Origin of the sequence: Pseudomonas migulae (assembly GCF_043225285.1) — a bacterium.
Lineage (GTDB): Bacteria > Pseudomonadota > Gammaproteobacteria > Pseudomonadales > Pseudomonadaceae > Aquipseudomonas > Aquipseudomonas migulae_C.
On record NZ_CP171224.1, the window covers coordinates 5,263,761 to 5,277,848 of the forward strand.

Consider the following 14,088-nt stretch of genomic DNA (forward strand, 5'->3'; position numbering starts at 1 on the left):
ACCTGTTGAAAAAAAGCGTCATAAGCTTTAAACGGGAAGCTCACCGGCACAATGCTAGGGATCAGTCAGTGAGTATCGCCAGTTTTTGGCTCAGGGAGCGCTGATGAGTTTTTGTCCATTGACCGACTCCTCACGGCAATCGAACGATTGCGACGTTGTCGCATCACAGCAAAAAGGGAACTTGGGTACGGTCGGCATGGCTTACGCTGGCAATCAGGACACCATCGAACAATTACTGGACTCGGCACGCCACTGGGACCACACCACTGCGTGGGTGTTTTACCGTGCCGGCGAGCAACTGCATTGGGTCGGGCAGGGTGATCCAGGGCTGCAGTGGCCGGCCAGTGTGGCCCATGATGAGTTTGAAGCCTTCTGCCGAAGCCGTGGCTTGCACCGCTGGCCGACCGGCCAAGGCGAGGGCGTGCTGGGCTGGCTGCTCGCGCCCGCCGACGATGCCGCCGAACCGGCGCTGGCCGAGTTCGCCCAGCGCCTGGGCATTCAGGAACAGACCAATACCCTGGCCCGCGCGCAGATTACTCAGCGGGTGCTGTATGAAATCACCTACCTGGCCAGTTCGACCCGCGACCGCGCCGTGTTCCTGGTGGGCGTTCACAAGCTGCTCGCCAGCCTGATCGACGCCGAGAACTTCTACCTCGCGCTGTATGACCCGCACACCGGCAAGATCGACTACCCGTATTACGTCGACATCATCGATGTCGATGCCGTGGAATCCTCCCATTACGAATACCTCGACCCCACGCACCTGTCGCTGACCGGCCAGGTATTGACCTCGGCCCAGCCATTGCTGATCGACGCCGCCGGCATCATCGCGGCTCAGGCGGAAAAGCGCTTTTACTGCGTGGGTGATCGTCCTGAATTCTGGATGGGTGCGCCGTTGAAAAATGCCTCGGACGAGGTGTTTGGCATGCTCGCCATGCAGGTCTACGAAGTTTCCCGCACCTACAGCGCCGAAGACCGCGCGCTGTTTCTGGTGGTGGCCCGCCACGTAGCCATGGCGCTGGACCGCATTCTGCACCGCGAGGACCTGGAAGCGACGGTGATGCGTCGCACCCTGGAGCTGTCGGCCCTCAACGACGCCTTGCGGCAGGAAGTGGCCGAGCGTGAGCGCGCCGAACACCTGCAAAGCGCGCTGTTCCAGATTGCCGAACTGTCAAGCCAGCCGGGCGACATGGCCGAGCTGTTTCAAACCCTGCACGGCATCGTGGGTGATCTGCTGTTCGCGCAGAACTTCTACATCGCGCTGTTCGATGACGCGACCGGTGAAGTGACCTTTCCGTACTACGTCGATGAGCGGCAGACGACATGCCCGGCGGCGCGGCGCGGGCGTCGGGGCCTGACCGAGTACGTGATCCGCCAGCGTCGCCCTTGCCTGATTGACGTCGACGAGGCTGAACGGTTGGCGGCCATCGGTGAAACCGCCATGGCCGAAGAGTCTGTCCGCTCCTATTCGTGGCTGGGCATTCCGCTGTTCGATGGCGATGTGGTACGCGGCGTGCTGGCTGTGCAAAGCTACACCTCGCAAGTGAGCTACACACTACGCGACCAGGAACTGCTGACCTTCGTGTCGCGGCACATCGACACCGCGTTGTCGCGCCGCACGGCTGCCGAAGCGATCCATGCCGCGAACCTCAAGCTGGAAGCCCGGGTGCAGAACCGCACCCGCGAGCTCGATCACGCCAATGCCAAGTTGCAGCACGAAAACTCCCACGATGCGCTGACCGGACTGCCGAACCGCACCTACCTGCAACAGCGCCTCAATCTGGCCTGGTCGCGGTTCGGCAGTGAAGGCGGGCACCTGGCGGTGATGTTCATCGACCTCGACCGTTTCAAGATGGTCAACGACAGCCTCGGCCACCATTTCGGCGACCTGCTGTTGATGCAGGCCGCCCACCGTTTGCGTGGCTGCCTGCGCGACACCGACATGCTGGCGCGGTTGGGCGGTGATGAGTTTTCGGTGCTGGCGCCCGAGGCGCCGCTGGACGTGCTGATCGAAATCGCCGAGCGGATCCTCGTCGCGTTCGACCTGCCGTTCCTGATCAATGGCTATGAAGTGTTCTCGTCCTGCAGCATCGGGATCGTCAGCGCCGACAGCCAGTTCCATGACGAGCCGGCCGACTTGCTGCGCGATGCCGACGCGGCGATGTACCGGGTCAAGAGTGCCGGGCGCGACAGCTACGCGGTGTTCAACCAGGAGCTGCGCCGCCAGGTCTCGGACCAGGTCGAGCGGGAAGGGGCCTTGCGCAACGCGCTCAAGCGTACCGACGAACTGCTGCCGTACTTCCAGCCGATCGTCAGCGTCGAGACCGGCGAACTGCTGGCCCTTGAAGCGCTGATTCGCTGGCATCAGCCGGACGGCCGGGTGATCGCGCCGGGCGAGTTTTTGCCGGCGGTCGAGGGGTTGCGCATGATCGGTCGCCTGGACCTGTACATGCTGACCAGCGTCGCCGTGATCCTCGCACAACCCGAGCACGCCAACTGGCCTGCGGTGCACGTCAATTGCTCCAGCTACAGCATGACGCGTCCGGACTTCGCCAGCGATGTGCTTGCGCTGCTGGCGCGGCACGGGGTTTCACCGTCGCGGATCTGCTTGGAGTTGACCGAGGGGGCGCTGGTCGCCGAACCGGCGATTGCCCGGCTGACCATGCAACAACTGGCCGACAACGGCATGTCGGTGGTGCTCGATGACTTCGGGGCGGGGTTTTCGTCCCTGAGTTATGTGCATCAATACCGCTTCAGCGGCTTGAAGATCGACAAGTCGTTCATCCTCGAACTGACCACCAGCGCCCGCAGCCGCGCGATTGTCCGCGCCATTGTGCGGATGGCCGAATCGCTGGACCTCAGCGTGGTGGCCGAAGGGGTCGAGGATGAAGCGACGCTGCGCTTGCTGCGCGAAATGGGCGCGGGGCAGGCCCAGGGTTATTACTTCGCCAAGCCGATGGGGCTGGAGGCGTTGCTCGCGAGTTCGTCGATGAAGCGTGAGCTGTGTTGAAGTCAGGCCTTTAGATCAATCCTCAGCGGGAATGACGGGGGCCTGGCTGGCTTCAGCCTCCAGTTTCAAGCGGTCAGCCTTGCTGATGTAGGTGGACTTGTTTTTCGGTGCCAGTTTGGCACTGGCCTTTTTGGCTTTCGCCTTGAACAGCTGCTGCAATTTTTTTTGACGATTCATGTTTTCAACTCGGCTTACAGGCGATTCAGGTATTTGCTTTCCATGACGACGATGGCATCGGCCCAGAGGATATCCGCTGGGTCGATGGTTTTGCGTGCGTTCGGGCTTGTGCCCGTCGAGCGAGCATGGGGTGGAGCATGGTAAGCGCGAATCGGGAGCAGTGCTAGGTTGTAGGCCCCGCAACAAACCTCATTCGAGCGATTCAACGCCTTGTAAAAAATCGATTCGCGTCCGCAACGTGGCGGTTTTCATCCGTCATTCGGAAAACTAGCTAAGCAAATTAGCTATATGTTAGTTTCGCTCTCCTGATAACGACTACCCCTTGAGCAGACCCTGACGCATGCAGTCATCTTCATCTCCGCCGTATCCCGCCGAAGATCCACGCAGCTTGCAGATTGCCAGCGATGTCGTCGGCCAGCAGCTGCAACAGATCGCCATCCTGACGCGTAAGGCAGCCAGCAATCTCGGCACGGCTCTGGGCATCAATCAGACCGACGTGGCGGCACTGGAGCACTTGATCACCGACGGGCCGCTGCCGCCGACCGAGCTTGCAGCACGCCTGTCAGTGACCACCGCAGGCATCACCCAGGTCATCGACCGCCTGGAGCGCGCCGGTCACGTGGTCCGCGAGCGACAGGTCGATGACAAGCGCCGGGTGCTGGTGTGCCCGGTGCCAGAGTCGGTGGCTCAGGCGTATCGGCATATCGCGCCCATGCTCAATGGACTGAGCGCAGTGCTCGGCGCGCTCGACGTCCGGGATCGCGCGGTCATCGAGGCATTTCTGGGGCAGGTCGTCGAGGTCTACCGCAGCACCTTGCCGGGCAGCGCGGCGTCCCTCGTTGAAAGGCCGGACGCATGATGAAGCCACCAAAAGTACTGGTGACCGGAGCAAGCATCGCCGGGCCCGCACTGGCTTATTGGCTGTCCCGGCAGGGCATGGACGTCGCCGTGGTCGAGAGGGCGCCGGCGTTTCGCGATGGCGGGCAGACGATCGACGTGCGTGGCGCAGGGCGTGTGGTTGTGCAACGCATGGGGTTGGAGGGACTGATTCAGGCGAACACGACCCATGAGCAGGGCATCGCCTTCGTTGACCAGGCCAACCAGACCAAGGCATTCATCGGTGTAAATGCCTTCGACGGGGACGGGCCGATAGCCGAACTGGAAATTCTGCGGGGCGAACTTGCCAGGCTATTGATCCAGCACAGCCAGGACCGGGTCACGTACCGATTCGGCGACAGCATTGAAACCATTGAGGACGATGGCGAGCAGGTGCATGTGCGCTTCGAGCAGGGCGCTGAGCAGGTTTACGACCTGGTTATCGTGGCTGAGGGCATTGGTTCGACGACACGCAATCAAGTGTTCGGCGACGAAGTTCAACGTCGTCCCCTCGATCTTTATACGGCCTATTTCACCGTGCCTCGGCAGCCGAGCGATGGGCAGGTCATGCGCTGGTACAACATCCCCGGCGGCCGCTGTATCTGTTTGCGCCCCGATAACCTGGGCACCACGCGCGCCTTTTTGTCTTTTCAGCAAGCGCCGAGCGGCTACGAAAAGCTCACTCAGGCCGAACAGGTCTCATTGCTCAAGCAACTGTTTGCCGACGCCGGTTGGGAGGCGCCCCGCGTGCTCGCTGCGCTGGAGGATGTAACCGACCTTTATCTGGACGCGGTGGGCCAGGTCAGGATGGCTCGCTGGTCCAAGGGGCGCATCGCACTCGTGGGGGACGCGGCCTATTGTGCATCGCCCATCAGTGGCATGGGCACCAGTCTGGGGCTGTGCGGCGCCTATGTGCTGGCTGGCGAGCTGAGTCGCCATGCCGATCACACCCAAGCGTTCGCGGCTTATGAAAAGCGGATGCGTCCTTACGTCGCTCAGGCGCAGAGCGTACCCAAGTTCGCGCCCAGACTGGCATCGCCGCATTCGCGTCTTGGCATCGCACTCGGTCACGCAGTGCTGAGGATGGCCACCGCTCCGGGGCTCAAGACCTTGTTCGGGAAAATCCTTTCACCGAAGGCTGACGCCATTGAGCTGCCGAGTTATGACGAATTGAAGCGGACGTAGACGCGAATGTCCGTTGCCGGCCGATTGTTGCCTGTCACGAAGGACTGGTTCCGACCCAGAGCGGTCATCCAGAACAAGCGATTTTCCTGTGCTTACTTCAGCCCTTTCAAGCGCACATTCGCTCTTTGCACCGCGGCCATTTTTTCAGGGCGCTTCATGCGTTTCCATTTTCTGATGTCTTCCTTGCTCCGCCCACAACTCACACACAGATCCCCCTTCAGTTGGCACACCGAGATGCAGGGATTTTCGATTTCTTTAGCCATCGTCAATAACCCTTGGCCAGACGCTTCTGCCAGTCGCCACAATGAATGCGCTGGCATTCTTCCTCAGAGTCGAGGCGGACATTGCGATCTGAAAGGCTCAGGTCGATGGCGGCTTCATTCAATGCGATGGCCGTCAGCTCAAAGATGCGAGCCTTCGACTCAGCCTGGGCGAGTGTTCTGTCAGCCAGGGTTTCGAACACCCAGATCACCTTCAGGGTTTCAGCCCACGCGTTCAGGTCAGCAGTGTGGGTGAGCCAGGTAAAGCCTTGGATTTCACCTTTTGCTGTTTCGCACGCTTCGGTCAGCATGGTGACCAACCGGCGTTCGATTCGCGCCAGCTCACGTTTCCCAGGAGGCATCGCAGGTTCCTTTGATATTAATGGAGGAGAGGCGCTGAATCAGGCCGGCCTGTACTCGACCATCAGATGGCTGACTTCGTGAACCGGCTTGAGACGTACACGCATGGTGCCGACTGAACTTCCGTTGGCTGTAAGAGGCGCATTATGGACTCAACGCCAATTCCCGGGGAAACCAAACCGAGAATCAGCGCCGAAGCGAACCCGCCCAAATCTCCAACCTTTCCAGTACCGAAACCGCAACATGCTCCCGCGCGTGCTCCTTGATGATTTCCTCCATCAAGCCGTCGGATAAAGGGATCATCTATGGCCTGCTGCAGAAAGGAGAGACTTCAAATGTGAGGGGGCGTGGGACGACCGTCATGGCGGGAATCGGAAAGAGTGACGCAGGGGCGTTCAGGCTTCGACATCACCCATTTTCAATTGCGAAATGACTGCGCCAGAAACTCGGTGATCAGCGATGCAATCTGCTGCTGGATCAACGCCCGCGGTCGGGCGTTATCGCCATCACGGCAAATGATGCCATCACCTGGTGCGTCTTCTTCAAGCAACGCCACCGCACCGGGTTTGCACAGGGACAAAAAACTGAAGTGACTGGCGTCCTTGATCTCGACGTAACGGCTCGTCGCCGGGGGCAAGCGCTTGGTCAGGTCGGCGGACTCCAGCTGCGCGGGAAGATCTTCAGAGGGCGCGCCCGCCGCGATCACCAGGACCGGCACCGGCAAGGCCGCCAGACTTTCATCGGTCATGCCGCGTGACAGGCCCAAATCCAGGGAAACGATGGCAGTGACACGTTTGTCGCTCAGATCGGCGACCAACCGGGTTTTCGATGCTGGATCGCTGTCGGGGTTGATCTGTTTGTAAGTGCTGCAACTGGACAGCTGGGGGTGGGCGATGCAGTCCTGGATAAAACGCTCGGGATCGAACCGGGCTCCGGCGATCTCCAGGGCAGTCCAGCCGCCAAGTGAATGACCGACCACTGCAATTTTGCCCTTGGCCACTGACCCAAAGTGTTCCGGCTGAGCGATGACCGCATCGATGGCGCGCTGCAGGTCGACGGGGCGCTGCGATAACTGCGCCGCGGCTTTCGGGTTGCGATCACGGGTGGTCGTGCCGGGGTGGTTGACCGCCGCCACGATGTAACCCTGACGGACCAGTGCGGTGGCCAGCCATGACTGGTTCCCCCAATTACCGCGAAAGCCGTGGGAGAGCACCACCAACGGATGTGCGCCTGCGGCCGACGGAGCATCGCGGACGGCGAGGGCGCCGACAAACACCGGCGTATCGGCGATCAGTTGCGGTGTGGCAGTGGTTGCTGTCGGGTACCAGACGGCCAATTCCAGCGGTCGGTCGTTTTGCTTGTCCGGCAACGTCGAGGCCCGGAAGCCGATAGGGTTGTCGCCAGCGAATGCGTGGATGTTAAGACAGATAAGCAGTACGGCGCCGAGCACTGTTTTCATTGTTTTTATCTTCCTTGAGGGGGTCAGCTTCGATCGAACACGATCAGGTGCGCGGGAAACATATCAGCCATCGTGTGGGCGCATATAGTCATTTCAGGTGGTCATTGGTTCGAGTCTTTTTTCAGGTGCACACGGGTAACGGCTTGTGGCCGATTGCTGCCTGTTACGTCCTGTCAGGTAGGACTGCTTCCGACCCATAGCTGACGGTGAAGCAGAGCCAACTACTGGTACGTACTTGGACGCAAGCGTATTGTTCGATGCGCTTTCCCTCCCTTGGAAATCTTCAAAAAAGGACGACTTACATGGATGTTGAACTGGCACATCAGATTGAGGCCGCAGAAAGCGAGTATTTGCGTTCGCGTGTTCAGAACTTGGCAGGGATAAGTGGAAATCCTTATGGCGCACGTGTTTTTTCCAACGGAAACTTTCCGTGCTTTCAGGTGAACGCATCACCTAGCCCAATGTTCAACCGCATCTACGGCGACAGCGCCCGTGATCCCCAGGCACTGTTGAAATTGCTCAAAGATTCAGCGGAACACTCGGTCGTAACTCCGCTTATCGGGAAACCTGCTGCGTTGGGGCAGTACTCACTTGTGGGCGAAGCGCAGCTTGAGCGTCTGAGGGGCTGGACTCACTTGCAATTCGCGTGTGCCATCGAGAAGGTGGTCTTGAGTCGCCACTCATTCGAAATCGAGGAAGTCACGTCAAAAACTCTTGCTCAGTTCGCAGATGTGCATTCGGGTGGTTTTCATACCAAACCAGAGTACCAATTGCTGAATCAAGCATCGTTCGCAGAGCAGACGTCGAGCGGACGTCTGAAAATCTACGTCCTGAAGGCTGATGGGAAAGTCGTGGCAGGAGCCTCAATGTATCTGGCCAGTAATGGCATTGCCTACCTTGGAACGGCTGCCACCCGAAAGGATGCCCGGGGCTTTGGCTACCATGGAGCACTGATATCTCATCGAATTGAGCAAGCGAAGAAGCATAGCTGCCACTTGATCGCCGCGACCGCGCTGGCCAGCTCCCAAAGTCGCCGAAATCTGCAACGTGCCGGGTTGACGACATCTCATGCCCAAGCACTGTACCGCCTCGCAGATAACTAAGATAAACGGCTGAATACGACCGTCCGTTCTTGGCCGTTAGCGGTCCATCATGCCCAGCAGCTATCGGGCAGGACCAGACGCTTAGCGAGCGCCGTCGACCTGCTGATCACTATCAACGATCCACGTTTTGCCGCTGACTAATGACTCGCTGCGGCTGCCCCGGCGCGCGCGTTGTGGTCGTCCCGTGGCGAGCGGCCAAAGAAGGCTTTGTAGGCACGACTGAACGCCGCCTCGGATTCATAGCCCACCGCAAAACCTACGTCGCCAATACGGCTGGCTCTGGTGGCCAGCATGGTTCTGGCCAGCGTCAGCCGCCATTCATTCTGGTAGCGCAGGGGCGCACGCCCCACCAGGGCGTTGAAGCGTTCGCAGAAACTGGAGCGCGACATCCCCGCCAGCTTTGCCAGTGCCTCGATGCGCCACTGCTGCCTGGGCTGCTCGTGAATGGCGCGGAGCACACGGGCGATGCGCGCATCGGACAAACCGCCCAGCCATCCTGATGCGGCGCCTTGCTGTACCCAGGTGCGCAGCACGCGAATGACGGTAAGGTCGATCAGCCGCGACACCATCAACGCGCCACCGGGCTGCACGTCATGGGCTTCCAACAGCATGAAATGCAACAGACCTTCGGACCACGGTGCCGCGTCGGCCTGCTGGATATGAATCAGCCAGGGTAGGGCAAAGAGCATGGCGCGAAAGCTGCCGGCATCGAACCAGAAGCGGCAGATGGCAAGCGTGGTTGGTCCGTCGCCTGCGGTGAGCTGCAGGTGTTCCAGGGTGTGGGGCAGCAGGAACACATCGCCGGGCTGCACCTGCGCGGCAGGCTGGTCGTCGCGTTGAATGCGCAACTGGCCGCTCTGCAACAGGCAGACGTGGGCGCTGTTGCAGTCCAACGCCAAGTGTTCACCGGGGGCGAGGGTGGCGGAGTACACGCGATCGCCGGTCAGGCGCATATGTGCCAGCACTTGGGACAGCAGGTCGCCGTTGGCGAAACCCTCCAGCTGCATTTCCGGAAGAATGGTCAAGTGTTCCGGTGAATCGGTCATGTAGGCCTGGCCGCGCTTTGACTAACGTAGGGCCGCAAGCATAGCCCAGTGCCGTGAGTGGCCAGAAGCGTTTTGGCTCCAATGGCGGTGGTGACGAACTATGCCGATCATCCAACCTGAAGGAAGTGCTCAATGTTCGGAATCTCCGCCCTTGGCTGGCTACATACCCTAGGTAGCCTGCCCGCCATCCCCTTGGCCGCTTATATGTTCGTGCGTCACGGCCGCATTGTTCCCCGTTCCAGACCTGGCCTGGCGTACCTGGCGTTTATGCTGCTGGGCGCCGGCTCGGTGTTTCTTATCGCCAAGCAGCCGGTGAGCAACGCCATTGCACTGCTCACGCTGGTATTGCTGCTGGCCGGCTATGGGGTAGGGCGCATCCGCGCGCTGGGCCACGCCGGGGTATACGTGGAAACCATTTTGCTCAGCGTGACGGCGTTCTTCCTCATGCTGCCCACCGTCTCCGAAGTGCTGCGCCGTGTACCCGACGGCCACCCCATTGTCACGGACTTGCACGCGCCGCTGCTGATCGGTGCCCAGATCGGCCTGTTACTGGTCCTGGTGCTCGGCGTGACCGCGCAGGTGCTGTATTTGCGCAGGCAGGTGGCGCAGCGGCGAGCGGTGGCGGGCTAGGGGCTGGCGGCACCTCAGTAGTTGCCGAGCATGTCGCTGGCCAGTTCTGCCAGTGCACGCAGGCGGTCCAGGCGCCGCATGTCCTGATGGTAGCCCATCCAGATATCACGCGATGGCGGCGCTTCGCTGAGTTCAATGCGAGTCAGCGCTGGCAGTTGGTCGCCCAGCAAGCGCGGCAGTACGGCTAACCCCAAGCCCCGCGCGCACATCTGCGCTTGCACGGTGCGGCTGCTGCTGGTGAACACCGTGCGCGCAGCGGGCAGCATGCTCTGGAGCCACAGCACATCGGGGTAGTACGCCTGCGCGGTGTTCATCAGGATCAGCCTGCAGCCCGCGCCATCAACACCGGGTTCGAAGGGCTCGGCGGCGCTGGTGTAGAGGCCGTAGGGCATGGTCATCAGCCGGCGCTGCACGATGTCCGGCTGATCAAACGGCACAATGCGAAAGGCAATGTCCGCTTCGCGGCGGGTGAGGTCCGATAGCCGCTGCCCGGCTATCACTTCGGGTATCACGGCAGGATAGCGGCGCACCAGTTCGCTCAGCACCGGTGCCAGCACGTAGCCGGCAAACCAATCGGCTGAAGAAATGCGCAAGATGCCTTCGGGCTGTTCATCACTACCATCGATGCGCCGGGCGATGGCCAAGGCGCTGCTTTCCATTTCCTCTGCAAGGCAGAGGATTCCCTCGCCAATCGCGGTCGGCACCAGGCCTTCGCTGGTGCGCCGGAAAAACGCCTGGCCGCTGGCCTGCTCCAGCGCCTGCAAACGCCTGCCCACGGTGGGGTGGCTGACGCCCAGTTGCTTGGCCGCAGCACCCAGAGATCCAGCACGCGCTATCGCCAGGAAAAACCGCAAGTCGTCCCAATCCACCCCACCACCCCTTACAAAAATGAACGCGCAATGTACAGCGATGGCAGTCCCGCCAGCGCCTCCCAGCTTTCAAACTGCGGCCACGTTCAGCCTGGCAGAGTCGCCAGGTCCACCTCTCGCCGTTCAACAGTGTACGTAGCGGTGCGCTGGCCAGGCCAGGGACGTTTTCGAACCTGCCGGCCACGTGCCGTTTTCTGGAGGCTTTGCCATGAATATATCCACCCCAGCCGCAGCCGCAGCCACGGTATCCCGGCGCTGGTTGGCCTTTGCCGTGCTGCTGGCCGGAGCGTTCTTGCCGCCGCTGGATTTCTTTATCGTCAATGTGGCCCTGCCGTCCATTCGCCAGGGACTGGGGGCGACGCCGGCCCAGATCGAGTGGGTGATCTCGGCCTACGCGGCCACCTATGCGGTTTTTCTGATTACCGGTGGGCGCCTCGGCGATCTGTTTGGCCGGCGCCGGGTGTTTCTTGCGGGCATGGCCGGCTTTGGCATGGCTTCGTTGATCTGTGGACTGGCGACCTCGCCATCATTGCTGATTGTTGGCCGGGTATTGCAAGGGCTGAGCGCCGCTGCCATGGCGCCGCAGGGGTTGGCGTCCATCCATGTCTTGTTTCCCGAGCATGAGCGCTCGCGGGCGTTGGCAGTCTATGGCGCGGCGCTGGGCTTTGCCGCCGTGATCGCTCAGGTGCTGGGTGGCGTGCTGATTGCAGCCGATGTGTTCGGGCTGCAATGGCGAATTATCTTTCTGATCAACCTGCCTATCGTGGCGGCCGTTTTCCTGGCCGGCATTCCCTTTTTGCCCGACACCCGCAGCGCCACGCCGGCATCACTGGATCGCCTCGGCGTGCTGCTCTGCGCTCTGACGCTGGGGCTGCTGGTGGTGCCGCTGGTGCAAGGCCGCGAGCTGGGCTGGCCGTGGTGGCTATGCCTGATGCTGCTGAGCGCGCCGGTGGTGGCCGTGGGGTTCTGGTGTCATGAAGTAGCCCTGCAGCGGCGCGGCGGTACACCGCTGCTCAGCCCTCAGCTGGCACGTTCGCCGCGCTTGCTGGCGGGGCTGGTCAGCGCGCTGTTTTTCTACGTGGTGTCAGCATTCTTTCTGACCTTTTCGGTATACCTGCAGGACGCCCTCGGCGCTACACCGGTAGTCACCGGCCTGATGTTCGTACCTTTTGGCGTTGGCTACCTGATCGGCCCGCTGACCACCCCCGCCGCCGTCCGCTGCTTCGGCCGTTGGGTTCCGGCCCTGGGCATGCTGCTGGAGGTCCTGGGCTGCCTGATATTGAGCGCAGCGGTGTGGGCTGCGGCTGCCGGTGAACGGCCGGCCATGGTGCTGATGATCACAGGCGTCGGGCTGTTGGGCTTTGGTCAGGGTTGGGCATTGCCGACCCTGATTCGCAGCGTGCTCGATCGCGCCCCGGCCGGTGGCTCCGGAATGGTTTCCGGTCTGGCCAACTCGGCGTTGCAAATCAGTGCCGCCCTCGGTGTGGCGCTGCTCGGCGGCCTGTTCTATGGCGTCGCCGCGCCGGCCCACAACCCGGCCACAGTAGCCCATGGCTTTATTGCCGCGCTGATGGGCATCGCCCTGAGCCTGAGCCTGTCCGCGCTGCTCGCGCTCTACGCCTCAGCACCCCGTTCCAAGTCCCTCTAGATCACCCCAAACCCTTTAGTAAGGAGCTCCACCATGTCTGGCAGATTTTTCAATCAGGTCGCTGTGGTCACCGGCGGTTCAACGGGTATCGGCTTTGCCATCGCCCATGCGCTGCTAGCCGAAGGCGCCAAACGTGTTTACATCACCGGGCGCTCCGCCACCTCGCTGCATAGCGCGGTGGCCACGCTGGGCGAACGGGCGGTTGCGGTGATCTCCGACGTCAGCCGGCAGGCCGATCTGGATGCTCTCAGAGAACGGGTAGAGCAGGGCGATGGCAAGCTCGACATGGTGTTCGCCAATGCCGGCATCTGCGAAAAGAACCCTGTCGGTGAGACCCGCGAAGCCAGTTATTACAGCCTGTTCGATATCAACGTGAAGGGCGTTTTCTTCACCGTACAGACCTTGCTGCCGCTGCTCAAAGACGGTGCTGCCATCGTGCTGACGGCATCCATCTGCTCCAGCAATGGCATGGAAGGCTTGAGCCTGTACAACGCCTCCAAAGCGGCCGTGCGCTCGTTTGCCAGAACCTGGGCCAACGAACTCAAAGGCCGCAGGATCCGCAGCAACGTGCTGAGCCCCGGCTTCACCCGCACACCACTCATGGACAACGGCCTGAAGATGGACGAAACGCAAATTCAGGCGCTTACCGAACATGTGGCCGCCATCGTGCCCCTGGGCTACATGGCCAGCCCCGATGAGATCGCCAGCTCGGCCTTGTTTCTGGCCTCTCACGAAGCCCGCTACGTAAACGGCGTCGAGTTGATGGTCGACGGCGGCCTCTCGCAGATTTGATAAGGGCAGCGCCGGGGGCGCTGCTCCACTCCCGAGGATCAGGTAATACTCCGATCCGGTTCGGCAGTTTCCCCGCGACCGGCTGATACCGACAACAGAATGTTCCTGTTAAGCGCTTTCCGCCTCAGGCGCACGAAAGGCCTTGCTGTAATACCCGGACTGGTCAAAACAGCACACCTGCTTTTTGCCGGTTGCAAGCATATCGCAGGCATCACGAATTCGTTTTTCGCGCGTCTTGAGTTGCTTGGCGGAAGTCATCCAGTGAATCCAGTCCACTCGGGCGAGGGTCGTTGTCTTATTCCACACTTCACGAGCCTCCGGATTGGCTGCCAGTGCTTCCTCGAAATCTGCCGGGATATCAGGCTCGGGCTCCTTCTTCACAGGGGCTAGTTCGAGTGTAACGACATCCCCGACGGCCACACCGGCGGCGTCGAGTAACTCGCGACTGACCTTGAGCCAATGGCTCAGCTGACCATCGGGCTCGAGGGTTGCCTGGAAAGGATGGCCATTGATTGTGCCTTCAACAGTTGTCCTTCCTCGCCTCGGAAGCGGTTCACTCGCGTCTCTTGGCAGTACCGCGAACGCCCACGACGGATCATTACCGGGCTTGGCCGGACGAAGAAGCTTTGCTTCGAATCGGGATTTCACGTCGATTGTCGTCATTGCCACTCCT

General features: G+C 61.1%; 14 protein-coding genes and 1 pseudogene. 7 read left to right on the plus strand and 8 right to left on the minus strand.

The features are described 5' to 3' along the window. The first annotated feature begins 103 nt into the window (after positions 1–103). Complete coding sequence (locus ACF6ZU_RS24175) at positions 104–3,010, plus strand: EAL domain-containing protein (protein WP_392887690.1); 2,907 nt, start codon at positions 104–106, stop codon at positions 3,008–3,010. 15 nt (positions 3,011–3,025) lie between these two features. Here ACF6ZU_RS24175 and ACF6ZU_RS24180 read toward each other — a convergent pair whose 3' ends face one another. Beyond that, a complete protein-coding gene (locus ACF6ZU_RS24180; RefSeq protein ID WP_392887691.1) occupies positions 3,026–3,187 on the minus strand; it encodes a DUF2986 domain-containing protein in 162 nt (53 codons plus the stop codon). Between the two features lie 340 nt (positions 3,188–3,527). Here ACF6ZU_RS24180 and ACF6ZU_RS24185 point away from each other — a divergent pair, with 340 nt between their 5' ends. Both ACF6ZU_RS24185 and ACF6ZU_RS24190 read left to right on the plus strand, forming a co-directional pair. Beyond that, positions 3,528–4,046, plus strand: coding sequence for a MarR family winged helix-turn-helix transcriptional regulator (locus ACF6ZU_RS24185; RefSeq protein ID WP_392887692.1), 519 nt, complete (start codon positions 3,528–3,530; stop codon positions 4,044–4,046). After that, positions 4,043–5,248 carry an FAD-dependent monooxygenase gene (locus tag ACF6ZU_RS24190; protein WP_392887694.1) on the plus strand — a complete coding sequence of 402 codons (1,206 nt, stop codon included), beginning with the start codon at positions 4,043–4,045 and terminating at the stop codon, positions 5,246–5,248. The genes ACF6ZU_RS24185 and ACF6ZU_RS24190 overlap by 4 nt, the downstream gene beginning before the upstream one ends. A 92-nt stretch (positions 5,249–5,340) precedes the next feature. Here the strand turns inward: ACF6ZU_RS24190 and ACF6ZU_RS24195 are convergent, their stop codons facing one another. The 4 genes and pseudogenes from ACF6ZU_RS24195 to ACF6ZU_RS24210 form a co-directional block, all read right to left on the minus strand. Beyond that, positions 5,341–5,511, minus strand: a complete 171-nt coding sequence (locus ACF6ZU_RS24195; protein ID WP_392887696.1) for a DUF1289 domain-containing protein — start codon at positions 5,509–5,511, stop codon at positions 5,341–5,343. A 2-nt stretch (positions 5,512–5,513) separates the two neighbouring features. Then, positions 5,514–5,870, minus strand: coding sequence for a hypothetical protein (locus ACF6ZU_RS24200; RefSeq protein ID WP_392887698.1), 357 nt, complete (start codon positions 5,868–5,870; stop codon positions 5,514–5,516). Positions 5,871–5,983: 113 nt separating this feature from the next. Continuing rightward, a pseudogene (locus ACF6ZU_RS24205) lies at positions 5,984–6,103 on the minus strand (cation transporter); the annotation flags it as partial. 183 nt (positions 6,104–6,286) lie between these two features. Further along, positions 6,287–7,327 carry an alpha/beta hydrolase family protein gene (locus tag ACF6ZU_RS24210; protein ID WP_392887700.1) on the minus strand — a complete coding sequence of 347 codons (1,041 nt, stop codon included), beginning with the start codon at positions 7,325–7,327 and terminating at the stop codon, positions 6,287–6,289. Between the two features lie 302 nt (positions 7,328–7,629). Between ACF6ZU_RS24210 and ACF6ZU_RS24215 the strand changes: the two genes are divergently transcribed. After that, the gene (locus ACF6ZU_RS24215) at positions 7,630–8,430 is read left to right on the plus strand and encodes a GNAT family N-acetyltransferase (protein ID WP_392887702.1); all 801 of its coding nucleotides are present in this window, start codon (positions 7,630–7,632) and stop codon (positions 8,428–8,430) included. A 137-nt stretch (positions 8,431–8,567) separates the two neighbouring features. Here the strand turns inward: ACF6ZU_RS24215 and ACF6ZU_RS24220 are convergent, their stop codons facing one another. Beyond that, entirely contained in the window at positions 8,568–9,476 is a 909-nt protein-coding gene (locus ACF6ZU_RS24220; protein WP_392887704.1) for an AraC family transcriptional regulator, read from the minus strand. A 132-nt stretch (positions 9,477–9,608) separates the two neighbouring features. Here ACF6ZU_RS24220 and ACF6ZU_RS24225 point away from each other — a divergent pair, with 132 nt between their 5' ends. Continuing rightward, positions 9,609–10,106, plus strand: a complete 498-nt coding sequence (locus ACF6ZU_RS24225) for a hypothetical protein (protein WP_392887706.1) — start codon at positions 9,609–9,611, stop codon at positions 10,104–10,106. 14 nt (positions 10,107–10,120) lie between these two features. Here ACF6ZU_RS24225 and ACF6ZU_RS24230 read toward each other — a convergent pair whose 3' ends face one another. Continuing rightward, complete coding sequence (locus tag ACF6ZU_RS24230) at positions 10,121–10,975, minus strand: LysR family transcriptional regulator (RefSeq protein ID WP_392887708.1); 855 nt, start codon at positions 10,973–10,975, stop codon at positions 10,121–10,123. A 208-nt stretch (positions 10,976–11,183) separates the two neighbouring features. Here ACF6ZU_RS24230 and ACF6ZU_RS24235 point away from each other — a divergent pair, with 208 nt between their 5' ends. Further along, positions 11,184–12,623, plus strand: a complete 1,440-nt coding sequence (locus ACF6ZU_RS24235) for an MFS transporter (RefSeq protein ID WP_392887710.1) — start codon at positions 11,184–11,186, stop codon at positions 12,621–12,623. A 33-nt stretch (positions 12,624–12,656) separates the two neighbouring features. After that, on the plus strand, positions 12,657–13,415 hold the full coding sequence (locus ACF6ZU_RS24240) for an SDR family oxidoreductase (RefSeq protein ID WP_392887712.1): 759 nt from the start codon (positions 12,657–12,659) through the stop codon (positions 13,413–13,415). Between the two features lie 108 nt (positions 13,416–13,523). Here ACF6ZU_RS24240 and ACF6ZU_RS24245 read toward each other — a convergent pair whose 3' ends face one another. Next, entirely contained in the window at positions 13,524–14,078 is a 555-nt protein-coding gene (locus ACF6ZU_RS24245) for a YdeI/OmpD-associated family protein (protein WP_392887714.1), read from the minus strand. Positions 14,079–14,088: the final 10 nt, after the last annotated feature.

Bases quoted from the DNA above. Each gene is read 5' to 3' on its own strand.
- ACF6ZU_RS24200 (WP_392887698.1), bottom strand. From the start codon at position 5,870: ATGCCTCCTGGGAAACGTGAGCTGGCGCGAATCGAACGCCGGTTGGTC.
- ACF6ZU_RS24235 (WP_392887710.1), top strand. From the start codon at position 11,184: ATGAATATATCCACCCCAGCCGCAGCCGCAGCCACGGTATCCCGGCGC.
- ACF6ZU_RS24240 (WP_392887712.1), top strand. From the start codon at position 12,657: ATGTCTGGCAGATTTTTCAATCAGGTCGCTGTGGTCACCGGCGGTTCA.
- ACF6ZU_RS24180 (WP_392887691.1), bottom strand. From the start codon at position 3,187: ATGAATCGTCAAAAAAAATTGCAGCAGCTGTTCAAGGCGAAAGCCAAA.
- ACF6ZU_RS24225 (WP_392887706.1), top strand. From the start codon at position 9,609: ATGTTCGGAATCTCCGCCCTTGGCTGGCTACATACCCTAGGTAGCCTG.
- ACF6ZU_RS24195 (WP_392887696.1), bottom strand. From the start codon at position 5,511: ATGGCTAAAGAAATCGAAAATCCCTGCATCTCGGTGTGCCAACTGAAG.
- ACF6ZU_RS24245 (WP_392887714.1), bottom strand. From the start codon at position 14,078: ATGACGACAATCGACGTGAAATCCCGATTCGAAGCAAAGCTTCTTCGT.
- ACF6ZU_RS24220 (WP_392887704.1), bottom strand. From the start codon at position 9,476: ATGACCGATTCACCGGAACACTTGACCATTCTTCCGGAAATGCAGCTG.
- ACF6ZU_RS24215 (WP_392887702.1), top strand. From the start codon at position 7,630: ATGGATGTTGAACTGGCACATCAGATTGAGGCCGCAGAAAGCGAGTAT.
- ACF6ZU_RS24190 (WP_392887694.1), top strand. From the start codon at position 4,043: ATGATGAAGCCACCAAAAGTACTGGTGACCGGAGCAAGCATCGCCGGG.
- ACF6ZU_RS24210 (WP_392887700.1), bottom strand. From the start codon at position 7,327: ATGAAAACAGTGCTCGGCGCCGTACTGCTTATCTGTCTTAACATCCAC.
- ACF6ZU_RS24175 (WP_392887690.1), top strand. From the start codon at position 104: ATGAGTTTTTGTCCATTGACCGACTCCTCACGGCAATCGAACGATTGC.
- ACF6ZU_RS24185 (WP_392887692.1), top strand. From the start codon at position 3,528: ATGCAGTCATCTTCATCTCCGCCGTATCCCGCCGAAGATCCACGCAGC.